The sequence below is a fragment of the Kribbella deserti genome (genome assembly GCF_042434725.1).
GTDB lineage: Bacteria > Actinomycetota > Actinomycetes > Propionibacteriales > Kribbellaceae > Kribbella > Kribbella deserti.
This window is the reverse complement of the sequence record NZ_JBHLTC010000012.1, coordinates 145,132-164,383: the sequence shown is the minus strand read 5'-3', so window position 1 is coordinate 164,383 and position 19,252 is coordinate 145,132. Positions and strand designations below refer to the sequence as shown.

Here is a 19,252-nt window from a genome sequence, read left to right as displayed (position 1 = left end):
CTAGGAGCCTGTGAGGCCCTTGCCCCGTTGGGGTGAGGGCCTCACAGGTTTTTGAGGCTCACAGGTTCTCTAGGTAGGCCGCGGTGGTGGTGACGGTGCCGAGCTTGGGGAACATGTAGTCCACGGCGAACTCGTGCGCGTGGGCGTCGAGGCCGGTCATGGCGTCCGCCACGAAAACCACCGCGTAGTCGTGTTCGTCGGCGATGCGCCCGGTGGACTCGACACCGAAGTTCGTCGCGATACCCGCGAGCACGACGGTCTCGATACCGCGCTCGCGCAGCGCCTCGTCCAGGCCGGTGTGGTGGAAGGCGCCGAGCGTGCGCTTCACGATGACGAGATCGCCCTCGGCGGGCTCAACCGCCAGTTCGCTGCCCTCCGGCTGTACGTCGACGCCGGGCCGCTCGACCCGCACCCAGACGATCAACCCGCCTGCGGCACGGGTGGCGTCCGCGAGTTCCACGCAGCGCGCGAGCACGGCGGTTCCGTCGTACGGGCCGGTCGGCAGGGCCACGATGCGAGGCATCAGGTCGATCAGTACCAGCGCGGTTTTTGTCGTATCGGTCACGGCCGCACTCTATGACGCCACGGTGGCGCGCACGCGACCGTTTTCGGGCGCCGGCGCTACCGCGCACCAGCGGTGAGCCGACCAGGCTGGTCTAGCCGATTCCGCTAGATCGACCCGGAGGTTGTCCATGTCCGTCACCCGGTGCCTTGTCGCCGCCGGTTTGACCCTGCTCTCGCTGAGCCTGGTCGCCGCACCCGCGCAGGCCTCGACTCCCAGCGATGATCCGGTGCGCGCGCTGAATCGCCACGCGCAGCCGATCCGGAGCACCGAACCGTTCGCCCGGGCCGCCGATCTGCGCGGCCTGGAACGCGCGATCGGCCAGGCTTCGGTCGTTGGTGTCGGGGAGGCCACGCACAGCAGTCACGAGTTCTTCACGCTGAAGCACCGGATCTTCCGTCAGCTCGTGGAGCGCAAGGGGTTCCGGACCTTCTCCCTCGAGATCGCCTGGAGTACTGGGCTCCGCCTGAACGAGTACGTCCTGACCGGCAAGGGCGATCCCGCGGCCATCCTGCGCGCGGAGGACGCCGTCTGGGCGACCCAGGAGTACGTCGACCTGCTGAAGTGGATGCGCGCGTACAACCGCAGCCATCGGGACAAGTTGCGGTTCATGGGCAACGACCCGGTCTATCCGGGTAACCCCGTGTTCGCCGAAGTGACCGGCCATCTCGGCCAGGAACACCCCGCGCTGCTTGCGGCATACCAGCGGCTGCAGGCCCGGCTGCGGCTCGCAACGACGGAGCCCGAGGCCTGGCGCAACGCGTACATTGAGCGGCCGCTGGCGGAGCGCAAGGCTGTAGCCGCGGAAGCCGCTTCGATGCACCGCAAGTTGGCGCGAGCGTCCCGCAACGAGTGGGCCGTTCAGAATGCCCTGGTCATCGCGCAAACCCTGCACCTGCTGGCTTTCGACTTCACCCGGCCTGAGGAGGAGGCGCCGCGCGCGATGCTGTTCCGCGATCGCACGATGGCGGAGAACACGGCGTGGTGGCATCGGTACACCGGGGACAAGGTCGTGCTCTCGGCGCACAACGGACATGTCGGTTACGTCAGCCCCGATCGCTACTACCCGAAACTGCAGGGCGCGTTCCTCCGGGACCAGCTCGGCCGCAAGTACGTCAACATCGGCATGTCGTATTACCAGGGCGGTTTCAACGCGCAGGACGAAACCGGCGCCTGGAAGGAATTCCACCTCGGCCCCGCGCCGGCCGGATACAACGAGCACACCCTCGACCAGGTCCGGTACCGCGACTTCCTGATCGACACCCGTACGGCGCCCGCCGCCGCGCGCGGGTGGCTCGACAAAACGAGGCCCACCCGCGACGTCGGCACGGCTTATCCCGACCCGGACAACCTGATCGCGCTCGGCCGCTCGTACGACCTGGTCGTCCACCTGCACCGGGTGACCCCGGCCCGGCGCCTTACTTCACCGCTCCAGCGGTCACTCCGGCCACAAAGTGGCGCTGGGCGAGCAGGAAGCCGATGACGACCGGGATGCTGACGACGAGAGCCGCCGCCATGATCTGGTTCCAGTAGACGTTGGTCTGGGTGGAGTACTGGCGCAGGCCGACCGACAACGTGCGGTTGGCCTCCGTCGTCATCACCGAGGCGAACAGGACTTCACCCCAGGCCGTCATGAACGAGTAGATCGCGACCGCGATGACACCTGGACGGGCCGCGGGCAGCACCACCCGCCCGAGCGCGCCGAGCGGCCCGCAACCGTCCACCAGGGCGGCTTCGTCGAGCTCGCGCGGAATGCTGTCGAAGTAGCCGACCAGCATCCAGATCGAGAACGGCAGGCTGAAGGTCAGATAGGTGACGATCAGCCCGATCCGGGTGCCGACCAGCTGCAGCCCGATCGAGTTGTTGATGTTGACGAGATCAGGAACAACGGCAACAGGAACAGCACGCCCGGGAACATCTGCGTGGACAGCACCGAGGTGGTGAACGTGCCCCGGCCGCGGAAGCGGAAGCGCGAGACCGCGAACGCCGCCAGGATCGCGACCGCCACACTGAGCACGGTCGCGACCACGGCCACGATCGTGCTGTTCACGAAGTAGCGCGCCAACGGCACCGTGCGCCACATCTCGAAAAACGGTTCCACCGTCAGATTGCTCGGCCACCACTCGAAGGCGCCTTGTACGTCGCTCAGCGGTTTGAGCGAGGAGGTCGCCATCACGTACAGCGGAATGACGGTGAAGACGCCCAGCACGGTCAGCACGACCGCGCGGTAGATCTTGAATCCTGTGGTGTCACGCACGACGCGACCTCCGGTTCGTGATGACGAGATAGCCGATCGTGACGACAAGCAGGAACAGCAACAGCAGCACGGACATGGCCGCACCCGAGCCGAAGTTCCACGTCAGGAAGGACGCGTTGTAGATGTGGAAGGTGATCAGGTCACCCTTCGGCGGCTGTGCCGTGCCGAACAGCACGTACGGCGTGTTGAAGTCGCTGAAGGTCCACAGGAACAACACGAGAACCAGCACCAGGTTGACCGGCCGCAAGGACGGCAGCGTGATGTTGCGCCACTGCCGGACCGAGCCGGCGCCATCCACCGACGCCGCTTCGTACACGTCACGCGGAATGCTCTGCAGGCCCGCCATCAAGGTCAGGAAGGCGAACGGCCAAAGGCGCCAGACCGCCACCGTCACCAGCGACGTGAGCGCGTTGCCGCCGAGCAGCCAGAACGGCCGGTCCGACATCAGGCCGAGGTTGTCGACCAGCACGTGGTTCACCATCCCGGTGTCCCGCTGCAACATGAAGTTCCAGGTCAGGATGCCGGCGTACGCGGGCAGCGCGTACGGAATCAGGAACAAAGTGCGCATGAAGCTCCGGCCACGAAAGACCGGCTGGAGCGCGACCGCGGCGGCCATGCCCAGCAGCCACGAGATCGACACCGTCAGCAGCGAGAACGCGATCGTGACCAGGAACGAGCGCAACAGGCCCTGGCCGACCGTGCCGTTGAGATCGACCGCGATGCGGTAGTTGTTGAAGCCGGCCCAGGGCGCGGCCGACCAGTTCGCGATGAAGAACTTGGTCAGCTTGACGAAGCTCATCCAGATGCCGACGAACATCGGAATGATGTGGATCAGCAGTTCCAGCAGGACGGCGGGTGCCAGCAACAGGTACGGCAGCCAGCTCTTCTGCCCGGGCTGGCGCGGGGGTCGCGCGCGCGACCCCCGCCGCCGTGTGGATTCCTGGACGGCGACAGCCATCAGCCGCCCGCCGTCACCTGGTCCTGGGCATCTTTGAGGGCAGCCCGGACATCGTCGGCGGTCACCGTGCCCCCGGTGGCGATCTTGGCGAACATCGCGTTCATGGCCTTACCGACCGTGCTCTCGTACTGGTCCTCGGCCGGTACCAGCGGCAGCGGCTTGGACTTGGTGGCGTAGATGTCCTGGAAAATCTTCGCCTCGACCGGGTTGTCGGTGAACACCGGCGTCTCGTTCTTCAGTACCGGCAGCGAGGCGAACGGCTTGCCCAGCGTCTTCTGGGTGGCCGGATCCGTCATGTACTTGACGAACTTCAGCGCCGCGTCCTTGTTCTTCGTGTTCTGGAAGATCGACAGGTTGATACCCGCCACATGCGAGGCGACCTGCTTGCCGCCGGCCGGCGACGGGAAGGCCACCACGCCGTACTCGCTGCTCTTCATGCCGTTGGCGACGATCGAGGAGGCGGCGTTGTTCTGGTTCAGCACCATCGCGACCTTGCCGGTGGCGAAGTCGTTGACCGCCTTGGTGCCGTTGTCGTACTGCGCGTTGGAGGTGTTCGCGACCTTGTCCTTCTGCATCAGGTCGAGATAGCGCAGTACGCCCTGGACGTTGCCCTCCTCGGTGAACGTCGGCTTGCCCTCGGCGTTGAACCACTCGGCGCCGTTCTGCGCGCCGTTGATGAAGGCGAAGTGCACGTTCTCGGTGTAGCTGCCGGCGGCCAGCGCCATGCCGTACACCTTCTTGGCCGGGTTCGTCAGCTTCTTCGCGGCGGCGACCATCTCTTCCCAGGTCGTCGGCGGCTGCAGTCCGGCCGCGGCGAACATCGCCTTGTTGTAGTACAGGCCGTAGGCGAGACCGTAGAGCGGTACCGACGTCGGCGGCTTGCCCGCGGCACCACCGGTCGCGAGGGCGGTGTCGATGAACTTGTCCTTGCCGCCGATCGCGTTCATCGCCTCGTCGTCGAACGGCAGGAAGGCCTCGGTGGCCTGCAGCGACGCGGCCCAGGTATTGCCGATGTTGACCACGTCCGGCGCCTGGCCGGAGGTGATCGCGGTCTGGATCCGGGTCTGCAGGTCGTTCCAGCCGATCACCTCGAGGTTCACCTTCACCCCGGTCTCGGCGGTGAACTTCTCCAGCACAGGCGTCAGCACCTGCTTGTCGTGGTCGAGGCTGGTGCCCTGGTTACTGGCCCAGTAGGTGAGGGTGCCCTCGCCGGAGCCTCCTCCACCGTCGTCACCGCCGCACGCGGTGAGGCTGATCCCCAGTGCGGACACCGCTGCCGCGGCGATAAGCGAGCGCAGTCTCACGTCGAACTCCTTGATCGTGACAGCTCCCCGACCGGCGGGGAACGGGTCCGGCCATCCTCACCGAACCGGTTCAGCATGGGAACCCAAACCGGTTCAGTCGACCGGTCTTCGTTACCGGTCCGTAATCTCCGGAGACCTCTTGCGCGCTGTCCTGAGCGTTTCGCGCCGCTACGGACGGAATCAGGCGAGCTGGTCGGCTCTTGCGAGCAGATAGCGCTGCTCGGCCAGGCTGAGCGTGGCCCGGGCAGCGAGCCGGTACGCCGCGATCGCCCCGGCGAGATCGCCCATTCGCTCCAGCAGATGCGCCCGGACGGCGTCCACGCGATAGCTGCCGGGTAGTTCCGCGAGCTCGCGCAGGCCCGCCGCCGGGCCGTGGACCTCCGCGTAGGCGACGACCCGGTTGAGCGCGACCACCGGGCCCGGGGCGATCGCCGCGAGCAATTCGTACAGCCCGAGGATCTGGAACCAGTCGGTGTCCTCGGCGCGCGTGGCCTCGTCGTGCAGCGCGGCGATCGCGGCCTGGAGCTGGTACGGCCCTGGCCGGCCGGCCCGCTCGAGCGTACGGGTGACGAGTTCGGTGCCTTCGTGAATCAACGCGCGGTCCCACTTGCCGCGGTCCTGCTCGGTCAGCGGCACGAGGTTGCCCTCGGCATCGGTGCGGGCGGCGCGGCGCGCGTCGGTGAGCAGCATCAGCGCCAGCAGTCCGGCCACCTCGCCGTCGCCCGGAAGGCGCTCGTGCACCTGCCGGGTGAGCCGGATCGCCTCGGCGGAGAGATCCACTCGCTGCAGCGATTCACCCGAGCTGGCGGTGTAACCCTCGTTGAAGACCAGGTACAGCACGTGCAGTACGGCCGTCGGGTCGATCACCTCGGGCAGCACGAACGACGCTCCCTTGAGCTTCGCCTTCGCCCGGCTGATCCGCTGCGCGATCGTTGCCTCCGGTACGCCGAAGGCGCGCCCGATCTCGGCCGTGGTCAATCCGCCGACGGCCCGTAGCGTCAGCGCGACCTGCGAACTCGTGGTGAGCGACGGGTGGCAGCACAGGATCAACAGCGTCAGGCTGTCGTCCACGGCAGATCCAAGCGGTGCTGGTTCCATCGCCGCCACGGCCTCCTCCCGGCGCTGCCTGGCGGTTTCGCTACGCCAGATCTCCGTACGACGCCGGGTCGCGACCGTGATCAGCCAGGCCTTCGGGTTGTCCGGCAGACCTTCCTCCGGCCATTGCGTCGCTGCGGCCAGCAAGGCCTCCTGTACGGCGTCCTCGCACAGGTCGAACCCGCCGTACCTGCGGGTGAGTGCCGCGAGAACCTGTGGCGCCAGCTCTCGGAGTAGGCCTTCGACGCTCGGTCGTGGGGTCACAGGAGGTCGTTCAGCTCCCGTGTCGGCCGCACCTCCACCAGACCGAACTGCGCCTCGGGAATCCGGGCGGCGGTCTCGATCGCCTGCTCCAGGTCATCGCAGTCCAGCACGTAGAACCCGGCCAGGTGCTCCTTGGTCTCGGCGAACGGCCCATCGGTGCTGAGCACCTCGCCACCCGGCCCGACCCGCACCTGCTTGGTGGCGGCCGGCTCTGCCAACGGTGCCGTGGCCACCAGCCGGCCTGACGCGGCCAGGTCCTTCGTCAGGCCCGCGTAGTAGTCCAGTCCGGCCGACTTCTGCTCCTTCGGCATGCCCTCCCACATCTTCCGGGTCTCAAGATTGCCGTAAATCAGCACCAGAAACTTCACCGCGGACCTCCATCGATGTCGAGAACCAGCCCTCGGCTCCTACGTAACAACACAGTAGGCATATCAACCCCAAGGAGCAGTCATGTTCGAGCACACGAAAGCGTTCAGCGGATTCTCGGCCGACGACATCCCGGCGGCCAAGCGGTTTTACGCCGAAACCCTCGGCCTGAAGGTTTCCGAGACCAACGGCATGTTGCTGCTGCATCTCGCCGGAGACCGGGACACGCTGATCTACCCCAAGGACGACCATCAGCCCGCGACGTTCACCATTCTGAACTTCCCGGTCGACGACATCCATCAGGCCGTCGCGGATCTCGCCGCGCGCGGTGTCACCTTCGAGCAATACGAGGACACCGACGCCGCGGGTATCGCGCGGAACGAGGGACCGCTGATCGCGTGGTTCAAGGACCCCGCGGGCAACGTGCTCTCGGTCATCCAGGAGCCGGCCATCTGAACATTTCGCGGATGCCCTCCGGCGGGGCCATCCGGTCGGCGCCGAGCTCGATCCGGGTGACCGCGTCGGCGTAGTCCATCGGTACGTACGGCTGGTGCATCTCGGGCCACAGCCGCCGCATCCGGGCCATGCCACCGAACGACGCACTCTCGTCCTGCAGCACCATCGGGTCGCCGTACACGCCGGGCTGCAGGCCGAGAGAGGCGCCGTAGAAGATGGCGGAGCTCATCCGGTTGGAGGCGACGCGGCGGAATCCGCGCAGCACGCGGAGCTGGTTGGCGAGGAACTCGTGGTCGGTGTCCTTCCAGTGCAGGCCGCGATAGCCGTGCGTGATGACCTCGAACCCGGCGTTCTCGTAGATGGCGCGAACCTCGGGCATGCCGTACTCGTGCCAGTACAGGCAGACCGTGATCGGGCCGTCCTCCTTCTCCTTGATCTCGCGGACCAGGCCCTCGTGGGACCCGCTCACGTGCTGACCCTCCCAGCCGTGGAACGGGTAGAAGATCGTGCCGGTGGCGTCCGGTGCTTGTTTCGCCAGCTCGGGCTCGATCTTCAGCAGGTACATCCAGGGTGCGCCGACCACCGCGTAGTTGCGACGGCCCATCGCGTGCCCGCGGCGGCGAACGCTGTCGGACCAAACGAACTTCGGCATCCCCTCGCCGAACGCCGTACCGACGGCGAAACCGTCCAGGATGTTCCAGCCGTGCTGGAGGTAACCCCAGATCCGCTGGGACTCCTTCAGTCCGGCGTACTGCGCCATGATGTGGGCGTGCCCGTAGAAGTGGTTGGCGTGGTGCATGTCAGGCGCCCTTGCCCGGAATGCGGCGGGTGAGCGCGCGCAACTTGGAGGCCGGGCGCAACACCATGCCGCCGACGCGGTAGGTGCGCGAGCCGCGAATCCGGTTGACCGTCACTTCGAGCCAACTCACCTGCGACCGCAGGTCCTCGATCTCCGCGGACAGCCGGGTGATCGCCGCCGCCGCCTCCCGAAGCCCTTGCGGCACAGGGATCTCCGCCGCCGGAGCGAATCGCGGCCCGGTCTCGGCGGCCACCTCGGCATCCAGCTTCGCGGCAGCCTCGAACAACGCCTGGTCGCACTCGATCCCGGCACCAGCGGCCAACCTGGCCACTAGTTCCTCCGGCCGCGCGCCTGCCGGCCAAGGGGAACGAACCCCAGCGGCCAGCTGCCGAACGGCGTACCGAGTGAGGTTGCGAACGGCAACAACCTTGGCGTCAGCGGACAGTTTCAGCTGCCAGGCCGGATCCAGTACGGCGAACCCGTTGTCAGGCGTGACCACCACGTTGTCCGGTACGGCGATGAGGGCCTGCTGCTGGCCGGCGAGCCACCTGACATACGCCGTGGCCAACGCCTGCAGGTTTTCCTGGTCGTCCACCCGGCAGGCGGCCAGGAGACGATCCTCCAGTAGAGCCCCAGGCGGTACGACGACGTCGTTGCGGCCGGACAGGTTGCGCCCGGGCGCGGGGTTTCCGCTGACCACGCGACGGGCCCAGCGTCGTTCGTCCTGGCGGTCGAGCGACACCACCAGTGGCTGGTCATCGGCACCAGGCTCGGCCGCGAGTACGGCTGGTAGGCCCGTCGCCTCGGCGCCCAAGATGAACCACCAGGCGGGGGCGAGCGGAAGACCCAGGCCGTTCGTCAGTACGTCGCGCACAGTGTGCCGGGGGTCGGTGAACGCCTCGGCCGGATCCATCGCGGTGGCGATCGTGGCCTGGAGCAACGGATCGTCCGCGTGGTCGGTCAGCAGGCTCGCGCTGACGGTGAGGTGCGGCTGCGTCGTACTGGGGTAGACGGCGTAGCTCGCCTTGTGGCCAAGAGCCTTCTCGAGATTGGCCAGGCCCGACGGCGGTTCCGCGCTGACGAGGCGGGGCCAGGCATCATCGGTGGGCAGGCCGGTATTGGCCGCGCTGATGAGTTCGTCCAGGCCGAGGTTGTTGCTGACCGCAAGGATCAGACGACCGCCCGGTTTGACCAACCTGCGCAGGGTTTCAACCGACTGCTGCCAGGTCAGTTCGTTGCTGTCGGGGCCGTAGAGCCGGGTGATGCCGTCGAGGGCGATCACCACGTCGTACTCGGGTTTGGCTTCGACACGGTCCAAGCCGCCGCAGATCACCTGGGCGTCGGGGAACTTGCCCGCGAGCGCCGTGGCGTCGTCCGCCGATCGGACCAGCAGGTCGAGACCTCCCGCGCTCGCGCCCAGCGCCGTCAGTACGTCGAGGTGGTGCGGGCCGGCCACCAGCACCCGGTCGGAACCACCGATCAGCGAGCGCAGCAGCGGCACGGCGACCGGGCCGGACATCGCGGCCGGACCGCTCACCGGGTCGAGATCCGACCACTCGAGGATCTCGCCACCGACCAAGCTGAGCCGTTCGTTCATGCCGTTTGCCCTCCGGGCGCGTAGTAGTCAGAGCTGTCGCGGCACGCCGGAGCGTCGCTCAATCGCCGCACAAGATCATCGCCGTCCTCGACCAGCAGGGCATCGCCCCGGTCGATGGCCGGTCCCAGATACTCCCAGCCGGGCAGTTTCACCACCACGGTGCGGCAGCCCAGCACCATGCCCTCGAACAACGCGGTGGTGGAGACTCCGACCTGGTAGCGGGCCGCCGTCAGCAGGTCGTTCGTCGATTCGGACGGGCCCGCGGACAACCGGAAGTTCTTGGGAAAGTCCGTCCGCTCGTAGTCGGTCAGGTGCTCGCTCGGGTGCAACCGGAACACCACCTCCAGCTCGGGCCGCTTCTCGGCCAGCTGGACTGCCACCGGCAACAGGAACGAGCCGATCGTGCCCTGCGAGGCGACCAGGACGAGGTTCGGGTCCTTGGCCTTGGCCTCCGCCTCGGTCAGCCGCCGGATGAACGGCGCTCCGACCACCCGGGTGGTCATACCCGCGGGGAGCTCGACGTTCTCGGTCCAGTACTTGCCGAAACACCACAGCTCGTTCGGCTGATCCGCGACCTCCGGACGGCCGGGATAGCTGTAACCGAGGTGGAACGGGCTCATCGCGCCGTGTTGCAGCTCGACCACCGGGATGCCGAGATCCCGGGCGGCAGCGACCACGTGCTGGTGGAAGTACGCCACGACGACGTACACCGTGCCAGGCCGGGTCTTGCTGAACAGCGCGCGATAAACCGCCCGCAGGCGGCGGTGCTTGGTCAGCTCGCGCGTGACCAGCCCGCTGATCGGGACCTTGATCCCGGTCAGGCGATGGAGCTCTTCCTCCGCCTGCAAGGCTCGCGCCGCGTCGACCGTGCTCAGGCCGATGCGCAGCTTCTGGCGGACCTTCGCCTCGGCGTTCGCCGCGGAGGTGAAGAAGTCGAGGGTGCGGCTGTTCGGCAGGGGAGACCCGTTGATGCTGCTGTCGAGTACGAGGACCTTGCCGTCAAGCCCGGCCAGGATCGCGTCGGAGTAGATGTCCTTGCCGTCGATCTTGCGGTGATGCGGCACCATGACCGCGTCGTACTGCCGCCTGCCCAGGAACGGGTTCTGGCGCAGTAGCGCGGTCAGGTGATGCGTCACCAGCTTCGCCTTGGCCTTGCGGCCGCGACGGACCGGGTGCGGGTCACCGTGGATCCCGGACCGGCGGCTGAGCTCGTGGAACACGCGCATCCGGATCACCGGCCAGATGCTGACGCCGTCGATTTGCCAGTCAAGCAGGGCGAGCTGGGTCTCCGCCGTCCACACGGCCCGGCACACCGTCGCCACCGACAGTTCCATGGACCGTCCGGTACTCGTCATGGTTGATCCCCACTATGCCCGCGAGACTGCCGATCCCCGAGAAGAATCGCCGGAACCCCTTCAGCAGCCAGGGTTTCCTGGCCAGCACCAGACCGCCGAGCAGGAACACGACCGACGAGGCGAGTCGCGCTGAGGCGAACGCCACGACACGGAGATAGCTGCCCGGTGGCGAGCCGATTAACAACCGGCTGATGGTATCACCGCTGCCTGAGCGAAAGGCCCGTCGCCGCAACCAGGCCAGCGTTGTACGCGATGGCGGCACCTGCTCGGTGATGACCGCCTCCTCGCACCACAGGATCCGGAAACCGGCCTGGTGTACGCGGAGGAAAAAGTGCAGGTCACTGGACCCGGTGAAGCGGAAGGCCGGATCGAAACCGGGCGTCACCCGGTGGTAGACCCGCTGCGCCACCAGGGTGTTGTTGGTGTAGGCCTTGTCCAGTTCGTCGCCGGTCTGATGCTTGCCGACGGAGTTGTGTACGTCACTGTGGTGGTTCCAGGCCGGTGCGCCCTCAGGCAGGATGCCCTTGATCGGGCCGGTGATCACGTCCGCGCCGGTCTGTTGCCAGTAGCCGACGAGCGCCTGCAGCCAGCCGGGCGGCGCTTCCTCGTCGTCGTCCACGAAGATCAGCGCGTCGTCGTTCCAGGCGAGCTGGACCGAGCGTTCGCGCGCGAACGGAATGCCCGGCTCGGGTTCGACCGCGGACTCGATCGGCAAACGCGCGTTCTTCGAGGCCTCGGCGATCACCTCGGCGGCCGAACCGGCGGCGTCGTTGTCGACGATGACGATGCGTACGTCGTAGGCCGCGGCGGTTGCGGGCTCAAGTTCTTGGCTCTGCAGGCTGGCCAGCAGTTTGGCGAGCAGATCGGGCCGACGGCAGGTGATGATCGCGATCGCGATGCGCTGCCGGCCATCCGCGGCCGCGGGCGAGGGTTCCACGGCTGCACAATAGAGCCTCTGCCCTGATAGTGACCAGGCGACCACCGTGCGTGGCCTCTTGGCGGGCCGGTTGGTGAGACACGCATCGCGAGTATGGTCGGCCGGGCGTCACCCGAAATCCGACCGAGAGGACTCCATGCTTCGTCTCACCCTTGCCGGTGTGCTCGCCACGGCGACCGCCATCGCCGTGCCCGCCGCCGCCGTCCAGCCCGCGCCCGCGTACGCCGCCCAGGCGTCGACGACGGCCGCCGCGCAACTGGCCGCGATCAGCTGCTCGACCGCCACCGGCAGCAGTGACTTCTACGACGGGCCGTCGGCCTCGAAGGTCTACGACGCCAAGTTCAGCTCAGCGCCCGCGATCGCGCAGCTCAGCACGCACACCCCGCAGGGCGCCGGCACCTGGTTCAACTGGGACGGCGCGGGCAAGCACCTGCTGCTGGTCACCTCGTACCGGACCGGCTCCCGCTCGCTGATCATCGGGATCAACCCGTCGACCGGCAAGACCGTCGGCATCGTCGCGATCGCGGCCTCCCACGTCGGCGGTATCACCGTCAGTAACGGCTGGGCGTTCGTCTCGGGCACCAACTCCGGTAGCAACGGCACGATCCGTAAGTACCGGCTGTCGGAACTGCGCACGGCGATGAAGAAGGCCGGTACGCCGTACCTGAAGCAGGTCGGCTCCGCCCGGGTCGTCTACGGCTCATCGTTCATCTCCAGCTACGGCGGCTACCTGTGGTCCGGCCGGTTCCAGGAGAAGACCCGCGGCAAGATGTACCAGTACAAGATCAACGCCAACGGCTCGCTCACCACGATCAACCGCGCGTGGGAGATCCCGACCAAGACCCAGGGCCTGCTGGTGGCGAAGAACCACTTCATCTTCAGCACGTCGTACGGCCGGAGCAACCGCAGCAACGTGTACGTCGTTCGCCGTGGCCAGCCCGACCTCGACCGCGCGCGGCTGAAGTGCTTCCGCGCGCCGAGCATGTCCGAGGGCCTGACCGAGTTCGGCGGCCGGGCGTACCTGGTCTTCGAGTCCGGATCGCACCTGTACCGCTCGGATTCGCGCACGCTGAACGTCATTCCGCGCATGCACAAGACCCCGCTGTCCGCGCTGACCTCGATGGTCTGACGCGCTGCCCTTCGCCGTTCCTGCGCGCGGCCGTCAGGTCGTTCGCAGGGCGGGGAAGGTGAGCTCGATCGCGCTGTGGTCGAGGGTGACCGGCATTGAGCCGCTCAGCTTGGCCTCGGTGGCGGCATCCGCCCGCAGGTCGTGACCGGCCAGGATCAGGCTGATCGCCGCGCTTGTCGTCAGCAGTACGACGTTGCGCCCCGGGCAGACCGCCGGCCCGGCGCTGAACGGCACCAACGGCCAGTCGCCGTCGGATCGGCCGTCAAGCCAGATGGCGGGCTCGAAGCTGTTCGCGAAGTCGAGTGCCTCGTCGTCGCGATGGAAAACCGAGCTGATGATCGCGAACTCCGTGCCCACCGGTGCCGTCCGGCCGCGGAACTCCACCGGCCGGGTGTTCTGCCGGAGGATCACGAGCGTGGTCGGCCAGAGCCGGACGGACTCGTTGATCGCCGCACTGGCCTGCGGTAGCAGCGGCGAAGGCTGCGGAGCCCGGGCCTCCTCGATCACCGGCGCCGCGAGTTCGGGCCGGGCGGCGAGTACGGCGAGGGCGCGCCACAGGGCGATTCCCGCGGCGTCGAAGGCGAACAGCCAGTGCGGGACCTGTCCGGCCGGATCCAGGTCCTTGTCGGCGGCCCGGAGACCACCGGCCAGCGAGGTTGGCGGCGCGCTGCCGACGTACGCCCGGAGCCGGTCGGAGAACCGCTTCCTGGTCCGATCCGCCCGCCAGTGGAGTTGCGCCCAGTTGGCGTCGCTCCGCAGCTGGTCGAGCTGGTCGGTCAGGATCGTGTCGTCCCGCGCGGCGTCGCCGAGCACGATCCGCCGGGCGATCCGGTACCAGATCTCGCGGAAAGCCGGCCAGTCCATCGGTTCCAGCGTGGCCAGCTCGGCGCGCAGGATGTCGAGCATGCGCTGCCCGTTGCGATGTACCGGCTGGCTGCTGTCGAGGGCTTGCTCGTTGAGCTCGCGACGGGCCGCGCGGATGGGCGGATCCGAGGTGAGTACGGCGTGCGGCTGGAAATGCCTCAGCGCCCCGACCTTCTCGTCGGTGGCGGCGGTGAACGGCTCGGGCGTTTCCGCGAGCAAGCGTCGTACGTCGGCTGGATCGATGACCAGGGCAATGGTTCGGCCCGGGATCCGCAACAACACCGGCCCGTCGCCGTACCGCTGCCGGAATCGCCGGACCACCTTCAGCGCGCGCGACTCCAGGTCGAACCGTTCCGCCAGCACGAGCGCCCGAGGCCGTCGCAGGATCGCGCCCTCGGCCACGAGCGGCAGCAGGGCGTCACGAACCGCCCGGGCGGAATCGGTCACGGTTGCTGTGGGCAACATGTCGCTGCTCATCCCGCGGCGCTGATCGTGGTTTGGCCCCAGCTACGCAACAGGTGATCCGCGGCCAGGTTGTCGACGCCGAGCGAACACGCCGCGCCGAAGAGCACATCGCCCAAGCGGTGCGGGTCCTCCCGCACGAAGCTGTCGCACAGGTCGTGCGCCGCGATCTGCTCGTGTACGGCGTCGGCCTCGACGTGTTCGTTGAAGTACCGCGCGGCCTGTTCGTCGGCGCCGAGCCGGGCGGCACCTGCGGCGTACCGGCGGTTGGGGGCGGTCGACGTCATCTCCAGGGCCGCCAGGTGGCCCAGCAAGGCGCCGGTCCACTGGCGGTGCAGGGCGAACAGCGACATCACGTTCGAGACGGCCAGGGTGACCGCTGGCACCTCCGGCACGTAGTGGCCGTAGGTGTCGTTGAGGCCGAGCCAGCGCATGGTGGACCGGAACAGCTCGGCGTGCATCCGCTCGGGCCGGCCGCCGCCGTACTCGTCGGCCTGGATTTCCACCAGCGCCGCCTTGCTGACCCCGTCCAGCCGGGGAATGCCGAAGCTGTGCGGATCGGCCTCCTTCAACTGGTACACCGAGCGATTCAGCACGAACTCGCGGAACTGCTGCTTGGTCGCGTGGCGATGCAGGTACTTGGCGAGGCTCGGGCCGTTGTCGTTGTCGATCAGCTCACGTAGTTGCCTCGAAGCCGGTTCCGAGGTGATCCCGACGGGCGCGAAGCTGCCGCGCAACCAGTCGAGCCACGGCTGCTCAAGCTCGGCCCGGAAGGCCAGCACTGCCAGGTCCCACTCGGCCTCGGGCGGTACGTCCTCGAAACCGCGATAGTGCAACTCGTAGCAACACCAGAGCGCAAGCTGAAAATCCTCGTCCTGCCAGACCTCACCGCTGGTGGTCACGCTCGGGGCGGCCGTCGTTCCGCCGGTCAGGTGGCTGGTGAGCCAGTCCGTCAGCGGGCCACGGGCAGGGGGAAGCCGCATCTTGCACTCCTTGAGGGTTCGTTCGGACCACCCCGGTACCCCGCCGAACCACCGCACATGCAACGTGTCCGGATGGGTACTGGGCTCGCATGAGCGATTCGAAGGCGGTCATCCGGGCGTATCCGGACGGGCCCTTGCTGGTCCGCGGCGAGTTCGAGCTGCAGGACGAGAACGGCGAGCCGCTGGACCCCGAGCGGGCCACGATCGCGTTGTGCCGCTGTGGGCGTTCCGCGCTGAAGCCGTTGTGCGACGGCAGCCACGCCCTGACGCGGAAAGCGCATCGCGCCTGAATCGCTGCTCAGCGTGACGGGCCCGGCGTGTGGTGTGCCGCCGGGCCCGTCCATCCAACTTCGTTCCTGCTAGTCGAGCAGCTCCGTTACGGTGCCCGCGGCAACGGTGTGACCGCCCTCACGGACGGCGAAACCGAGGCCGACGTCCATCGCGACGGGCTTGGCCAGTTCGACGCCCAGTTCCACCGTGTCACCCGGGTGCACGAGCTGGATCTCCCCGAGGTCGATGCCGCCGGACACGTCCGTCGTACGGAAGTAGAACTGCGGCCGGTAGTCCGCCGCGAACGGCGTGTGCCGCCCGCCTTCCGCCGTACTCAGCGCGTGCAGTTGCGCGCGGAACCGCCGGTGCGGTTGCACCGTGCCCGGCAGTACCAGCACCTGGCCCCGCCGTATCTCGTCCCGCTTCACACCGCGCAGCAGCACCGCCGCGTTGTCGCCGGCCTCGGCCGACTCCAGCGACTTGCCGAACGTCTCCAGACCGATCGCGACACTGGTCACGGTCGGGCCGAGACCAACGGCCTCGACGGTGTCGCCGAGACGCAGCGTGCCGCGCTCGACCGCACCCGTGACGACCGTGCCACGCCCGCTGATCGTCAGCACGTTCTCGATCGGCATCAGGAACGGCTCACCCAGCTCACGCGGCGGCACCGGCACGTACGCGTCGATGGCGTCGAGCAGCGCACCGATGGCCCCGGTCCACTGCGGGTCGCCCTCGAGCGCCCGTAGACCGGACACGCGAACCACCGGCACCTCGTCACCGGGGAAGCCGTACTCGGCCAGCAGCTCGCGGACCTCCAGCTCGACCAGGTCGAGCAGCTCGGGGTCGTCGACCGCGTCGGCCTTGTTCAGCGCGACCACCAGGTACGGCACGCCGACACGCCGCGCGAGCAGCACGTGCTCCCGCGTCTGCGGCATGGCGCCGTCCTGCGCCGATACGACCAGGATCGCGGCGTCGACCTGGGCCGCGCCGGTGATCATGTTCTTCACGTAGTCGGCGTGGCCGGGCATGTCGACGTGCGCGTAGTGCCGCGTCGCCGTCTCGTACTCGACGTGCGAGATGTTGATCGTGATACCCCGCGCGATCTCCTCCGGCGCCCGGTCGATGCCGTCGAACGCCACGAACGAGTTGTTACCCGGGTCGCGCTCGGCCAGCACCTTGGTGATGGCGGCAGTCAGAGTGGTCTTGCCGTGGTCGACGTGTCCCATCGTGCCGATGTTCAGGTGCGGCTTGGTCCGCACGAATTGGCTCTTGGCCATGATCAATCCTTGTTCTTCAGGGTTTTCCGGCAGGTGAATGCACAGCTCGTTGCCGTCGGAGCTGGTGCCAGGACCGTGGAAACCGGCCATTCCCCTTTGTTCTTCGCGCCGTTCGCCCGTTGGTGGCCTGATTGCAGGTCTCGGGGCGCGCGGCGGCGGTTGGATCGGGGAGTGGCGGCCGGTTCAGCCGACCCTCCTCCGTCGGTCCTGCTGGAGCAGGAGGAGGGTCAGCGTCGGGCGCCGGTATCGGGCAGCGTCTTCAGCGTTTCCGCGAAGGAGCCCGAGGTGCACACGGCAGCGCCCGGCAGGCTTGAGCCTGACAGGAACGCGAAGGTGGCCGTGGCGAACATGCTGATCACGGTAGAGGTCAACACGGCTGGGAGCAAGCTAATTCCCGGGCTGGTGCCTACACGGTTTTGGGCGGTTGGTGGTGTGATGTTTCCCTTTGTGGATAAGGGGTCTTCTGGGATTTGGTGGGGTTTTTGGGTTGGTAGCGTCTTGGGCATGTTCGAGGGTGATCTTGGTGGCTTCGAACCGGCTCAGGTGCTTTCCTTCGCCGGTGAGTTCAGCGCGTTCAGGGAGCGGGCAGACGTCCGGATCCTTGAGGTTGCGCTGGCCTATGCCGATCTCCATCCGGAGCCGCGGGTGCCTGAAACGCCCCCGGTGTTGGCCGGTGTCGTGGCTGGGCCCGAGGGCCTACCGGGCATGGAGCATCTCAAGGTTTACGGCGGCGAGGGCTGCCCGGAGGTGGCGGAATTCGCCGTTGCCGATCTGGGGGTCGCGTTGGGGATCTCGTCGGCGGCTGCCGCTGGGGTGATGAGTGACGCTCTTGGGTTGCGGCACCGCCTGCCGCTGGTTTGGGCCCGGGTTCTCGCGGGCGAGGCTCGGGCATGGCGTGCCTGCCGGATCGCCCGGGCCAGTGCTGCGCTGCCGAAGGACGCAGCCGCGCTGGTGGACAAGGCTGTGGAGAAGATCGTGAACCGGGTCGGGCCGGATCGGCTGAAGAAGATCGTCAACGCCGCTTTGTGGACCGCCGATCCGGAGCGGGCCCAGCGCAACGCCGAAGAAGCGGCGCGGGCTCGGGGCGTGTGGATTGGCCGGTCCGACGAGTTCGGTACCAACACGTTGTTCGTTCGGGCCGCGACGGGGGATGTTGTTCGGCTGAACGCGACCATTAGCGCGTTGGCCCGGGCGTTGCGGGAGTTGGGGGATACGGATTCGGCTGCTGCGAGGCAGGCGAAGGTGATCGGATGGCTTGCGGATCCGGAGGCGGCGATCAACCTGCTTGCGGCGGCGCGCCATCTGGCCGGGACCGAGTTCGATCCGGTTCCGCCGGCTTCCTCGGCGGCTGCGTCGGCAGCGGAGGGTGGCTCGGATGGTGGTGACCGGTTCACGCGTGCGGCGTTGGCTGATCGGCTGCCTGAGCGCCTTGCGGAGTTGAAGGCCCGTGCCCGGAGTACGGCCAGGTCTCGCGAGCGACTGCTCAACGAGGCACGGCTTTCCTCTCCGGGTGCGGGTCGAACCGCGCGGGCGGCTGATGCGGTGTCTACCCCTGCGCCGGGCGGCGAGCCTGGGCCGCCGAGGGACGAGGCGGACTCGGCCAGCGTCGCGGTGGAAGACCTCCCGGCTGCCGCGGCTCCGCCCGCGGCGGATTTGGCGCGGCCGGGCGGATGGACCTCAGCGGTCCGGGACCTCGGTGGCGGTCGGCGCGACCTTTACGTACACCTCAGCGATCTCACCTTGGCCTCCGGTGAAGGCGTGGCCCGGGTTGAGGGCATCGGGCCGATGCTGTTCTCGCAGTTGCGCGAGGTCTTCGGCCATGACCAGATCGTGGTCAAGCCTCTGATCGATCTCAACGATCGGGTCAGCGTCGACGCCTACGAGACACCAGCCCGGATCCGGGAACGGGTCGTGCTGCGCGATCTCTACTGCACGTTTCCCTGGTGCGGCAGACGGGCGACCCGCTCGATCGATCTCGATCACATCGTTCCCTACGACCCGGGAGGGCCGCCGGGGCAAACAAGCACGGACAACCTGACTCCGAGCTGCCGATACCACCATCGTTTGAAGACCCACGGTGGCTGGAAGGTCATGCGGCTACCCAACGGCGGGCTGCAATGGACCAGCCCGTACGGCACGGTCGTCATCGTCGACCACACCGGCACGCGGTACGGCTCGGCCACTCGCCTGACCGGGGTGCGACGGGCGGACGATGGCGACAGCGTGCCCATCGATCGTCACCGCCTGTCCGGCGACGACCTCGATCCGGAGACGGAGATCAGAGCTCGTTCTGCGTAGGTCGTGAGGCGGTGGGCAC

Annotated in this window: 20 protein-coding genes; 5 read left to right on the top strand and 15 right to left on the bottom strand. The window is 67.8% G+C overall.

Going from position 1 to position 19,252, the window contains the following annotated elements; genetic code table 11:
• Positions 1–58: 58 nt before the first annotated feature.
• The gene (locus ACFFGN_RS11275) at positions 59–565 is read right to left on the bottom strand and encodes an isochorismatase family protein (RefSeq protein WP_380046227.1); all 507 of its coding nucleotides are present in this window, start codon (positions 563–565) and stop codon (positions 59–61) included.
• Between the two features lie 127 nt (positions 566–692).
• Between ACFFGN_RS11275 and ACFFGN_RS11270 the strand changes: the two genes are divergently transcribed.
• Positions 693–2,045 (top strand): erythromycin esterase family protein, encoded by a 1,353-nt coding sequence (locus tag ACFFGN_RS11270; protein ID WP_380046225.1) that lies wholly within the window; start codon positions 693–695, stop codon positions 2,043–2,045.
• On the opposite strand, the gene ACFFGN_RS11265 is transcribed toward ACFFGN_RS11270, so the two are convergent.
• From ACFFGN_RS11265 to ACFFGN_RS11240, 6 genes are all read right to left on the bottom strand, one after another.
• The gene (locus tag ACFFGN_RS11265; protein WP_380046223.1) at positions 1,981–2,340 is read right to left on the bottom strand and encodes a carbohydrate ABC transporter permease; all 360 of its coding nucleotides are present in this window, start codon (positions 2,338–2,340) and stop codon (positions 1,981–1,983) included. The genes ACFFGN_RS11270 and ACFFGN_RS11265 overlap by 65 nt on opposite strands.
• A gap of 41 nt (positions 2,341–2,381) precedes the next feature.
• The gene (locus ACFFGN_RS11260; protein ID WP_380046221.1) at positions 2,382–2,819 is read right to left on the bottom strand and encodes a carbohydrate ABC transporter permease; all 438 of its coding nucleotides are present in this window, start codon (positions 2,817–2,819) and stop codon (positions 2,382–2,384) included.
• Entirely contained in the window at positions 2,812–3,777 is a 966-nt protein-coding gene (locus ACFFGN_RS11255) for a carbohydrate ABC transporter permease (protein ID WP_380046219.1), read from the bottom strand. Before ACFFGN_RS11255 ends, ACFFGN_RS11260 begins: the two co-directional genes overlap by 8 nt.
• Entirely contained in the window at positions 3,777–5,081 is a 1,305-nt protein-coding gene (locus ACFFGN_RS11250) for an ABC transporter substrate-binding protein (RefSeq protein WP_380046217.1), read from the bottom strand. Before ACFFGN_RS11250 ends, ACFFGN_RS11255 begins: the two co-directional genes overlap by 1 nt.
• Positions 5,082–5,261: 180 nt before the next feature.
• Positions 5,262–6,440, bottom strand: a complete 1,179-nt coding sequence (locus ACFFGN_RS11245; RefSeq protein WP_380046215.1) for an RNA polymerase sigma factor — start codon at positions 6,438–6,440, stop codon at positions 5,262–5,264.
• The gene (locus ACFFGN_RS11240) at positions 6,437–6,808 is read right to left on the bottom strand and encodes a YciI family protein (RefSeq protein WP_380046213.1); all 372 of its coding nucleotides are present in this window, start codon (positions 6,806–6,808) and stop codon (positions 6,437–6,439) included. The genes ACFFGN_RS11245 and ACFFGN_RS11240 overlap by 4 nt, the downstream gene beginning before the upstream one ends.
• 82 nt (positions 6,809–6,890) lie before the next feature.
• Here ACFFGN_RS11240 and ACFFGN_RS11235 point away from each other — a divergent pair, with 82 nt between their 5' ends.
• The gene (locus ACFFGN_RS11235; protein WP_380046211.1) at positions 6,891–7,262 is read left to right on the top strand and encodes a VOC family protein; all 372 of its coding nucleotides are present in this window, start codon (positions 6,891–6,893) and stop codon (positions 7,260–7,262) included.
• Here ACFFGN_RS11235 and ACFFGN_RS11230 read toward each other — a convergent pair.
• The 4 genes from ACFFGN_RS11230 to ACFFGN_RS11215 are packed head-to-tail and all read right to left on the bottom strand — an operon-like array spanning position 7,240 to position 11,950.
• Positions 7,240–8,061 (bottom strand): hypothetical protein, encoded by an 822-nt coding sequence (locus ACFFGN_RS11230; RefSeq protein ID WP_380046209.1) that lies wholly within the window; start codon positions 8,059–8,061, stop codon positions 7,240–7,242. The genes ACFFGN_RS11235 and ACFFGN_RS11230 overlap by 23 nt on opposite strands.
• 1 nt (position 8,062) lies before the next feature.
• On the bottom strand, positions 8,063–9,658 hold the full coding sequence (locus ACFFGN_RS11225) for a class I SAM-dependent methyltransferase (protein WP_380046207.1): 1,596 nt from the start codon (positions 9,656–9,658) through the stop codon (positions 8,063–8,065).
• Entirely contained in the window at positions 9,655–11,013 is a 1,359-nt protein-coding gene (locus ACFFGN_RS11220) for a hypothetical protein (RefSeq protein ID WP_380046205.1), read from the bottom strand. Before ACFFGN_RS11220 ends, ACFFGN_RS11225 begins: the two co-directional genes overlap by 4 nt.
• The gene (locus ACFFGN_RS11215; protein WP_380046203.1) at positions 10,925–11,950 is read right to left on the bottom strand and encodes a glycosyltransferase family 2 protein; all 1,026 of its coding nucleotides are present in this window, start codon (positions 11,948–11,950) and stop codon (positions 10,925–10,927) included. Before ACFFGN_RS11215 ends, ACFFGN_RS11220 begins: the two co-directional genes overlap by 89 nt.
• A gap of 136 nt (positions 11,951–12,086) precedes the next feature.
• On the opposite strand from ACFFGN_RS11215, the gene ACFFGN_RS11210 reads away from it, so the two are divergent.
• Positions 12,087–13,079 (top strand): hypothetical protein, encoded by a 993-nt coding sequence (locus ACFFGN_RS11210; RefSeq protein WP_380046201.1) that lies wholly within the window; start codon positions 12,087–12,089, stop codon positions 13,077–13,079.
• A 33-nt stretch (positions 13,080–13,112) separates the two neighbouring features.
• On the opposite strand, the gene ACFFGN_RS11205 is transcribed toward ACFFGN_RS11210, so the two are convergent.
• Together ACFFGN_RS11205 and ACFFGN_RS11200 are read right to left on the bottom strand one after the other, a co-directional pair.
• A complete protein-coding gene (locus ACFFGN_RS11205; protein WP_380046199.1) occupies positions 13,113–14,420 on the bottom strand; it encodes a cytochrome P450 in 1,308 nt (435 codons plus the stop codon).
• Positions 14,417–15,388, bottom strand: coding sequence for an iron-containing redox enzyme family protein (locus ACFFGN_RS11200; protein ID WP_380046197.1), 972 nt, complete (start codon positions 15,386–15,388; stop codon positions 14,417–14,419). Before ACFFGN_RS11200 ends, ACFFGN_RS11205 begins: the two co-directional genes overlap by 4 nt.
• 89 nt (positions 15,389–15,477) lie before the next feature.
• Between ACFFGN_RS11200 and ACFFGN_RS11195 the strand changes: the two genes are divergently transcribed.
• On the top strand, positions 15,478–15,678 hold the full coding sequence (locus tag ACFFGN_RS11195; protein ID WP_380046195.1) for a CDGSH iron-sulfur domain-containing protein: 201 nt from the start codon (positions 15,478–15,480) through the stop codon (positions 15,676–15,678).
• A 69-nt stretch (positions 15,679–15,747) separates the two neighbouring features.
• On the opposite strand, the gene tuf is transcribed toward ACFFGN_RS11195, so the two are convergent.
• Complete coding sequence (gene tuf, locus ACFFGN_RS11190) at positions 15,748–16,935, bottom strand: elongation factor Tu (protein WP_380046193.1); 1,188 nt, start codon at positions 16,933–16,935, stop codon at positions 15,748–15,750.
• A gap of 227 nt (positions 16,936–17,162) precedes the next feature.
• Entirely contained in the window at positions 17,163–17,285 is a 123-nt protein-coding gene (locus tag ACFFGN_RS11185) for a hypothetical protein (RefSeq protein ID WP_380046191.1), read from the bottom strand.
• Between the two features lie 154 nt (positions 17,286–17,439).
• On the opposite strand from ACFFGN_RS11185, the gene ACFFGN_RS11180 reads away from it, so the two are divergent.
• Positions 17,440–19,233 carry an HNH endonuclease signature motif containing protein gene (locus ACFFGN_RS11180; protein ID WP_380046189.1) on the top strand — a complete coding sequence of 598 codons (1,794 nt, stop codon included), beginning with the start codon at positions 17,440–17,442 and terminating at the stop codon, positions 19,231–19,233.
• Positions 19,234–19,252 lie beyond the last annotated feature (19 nt).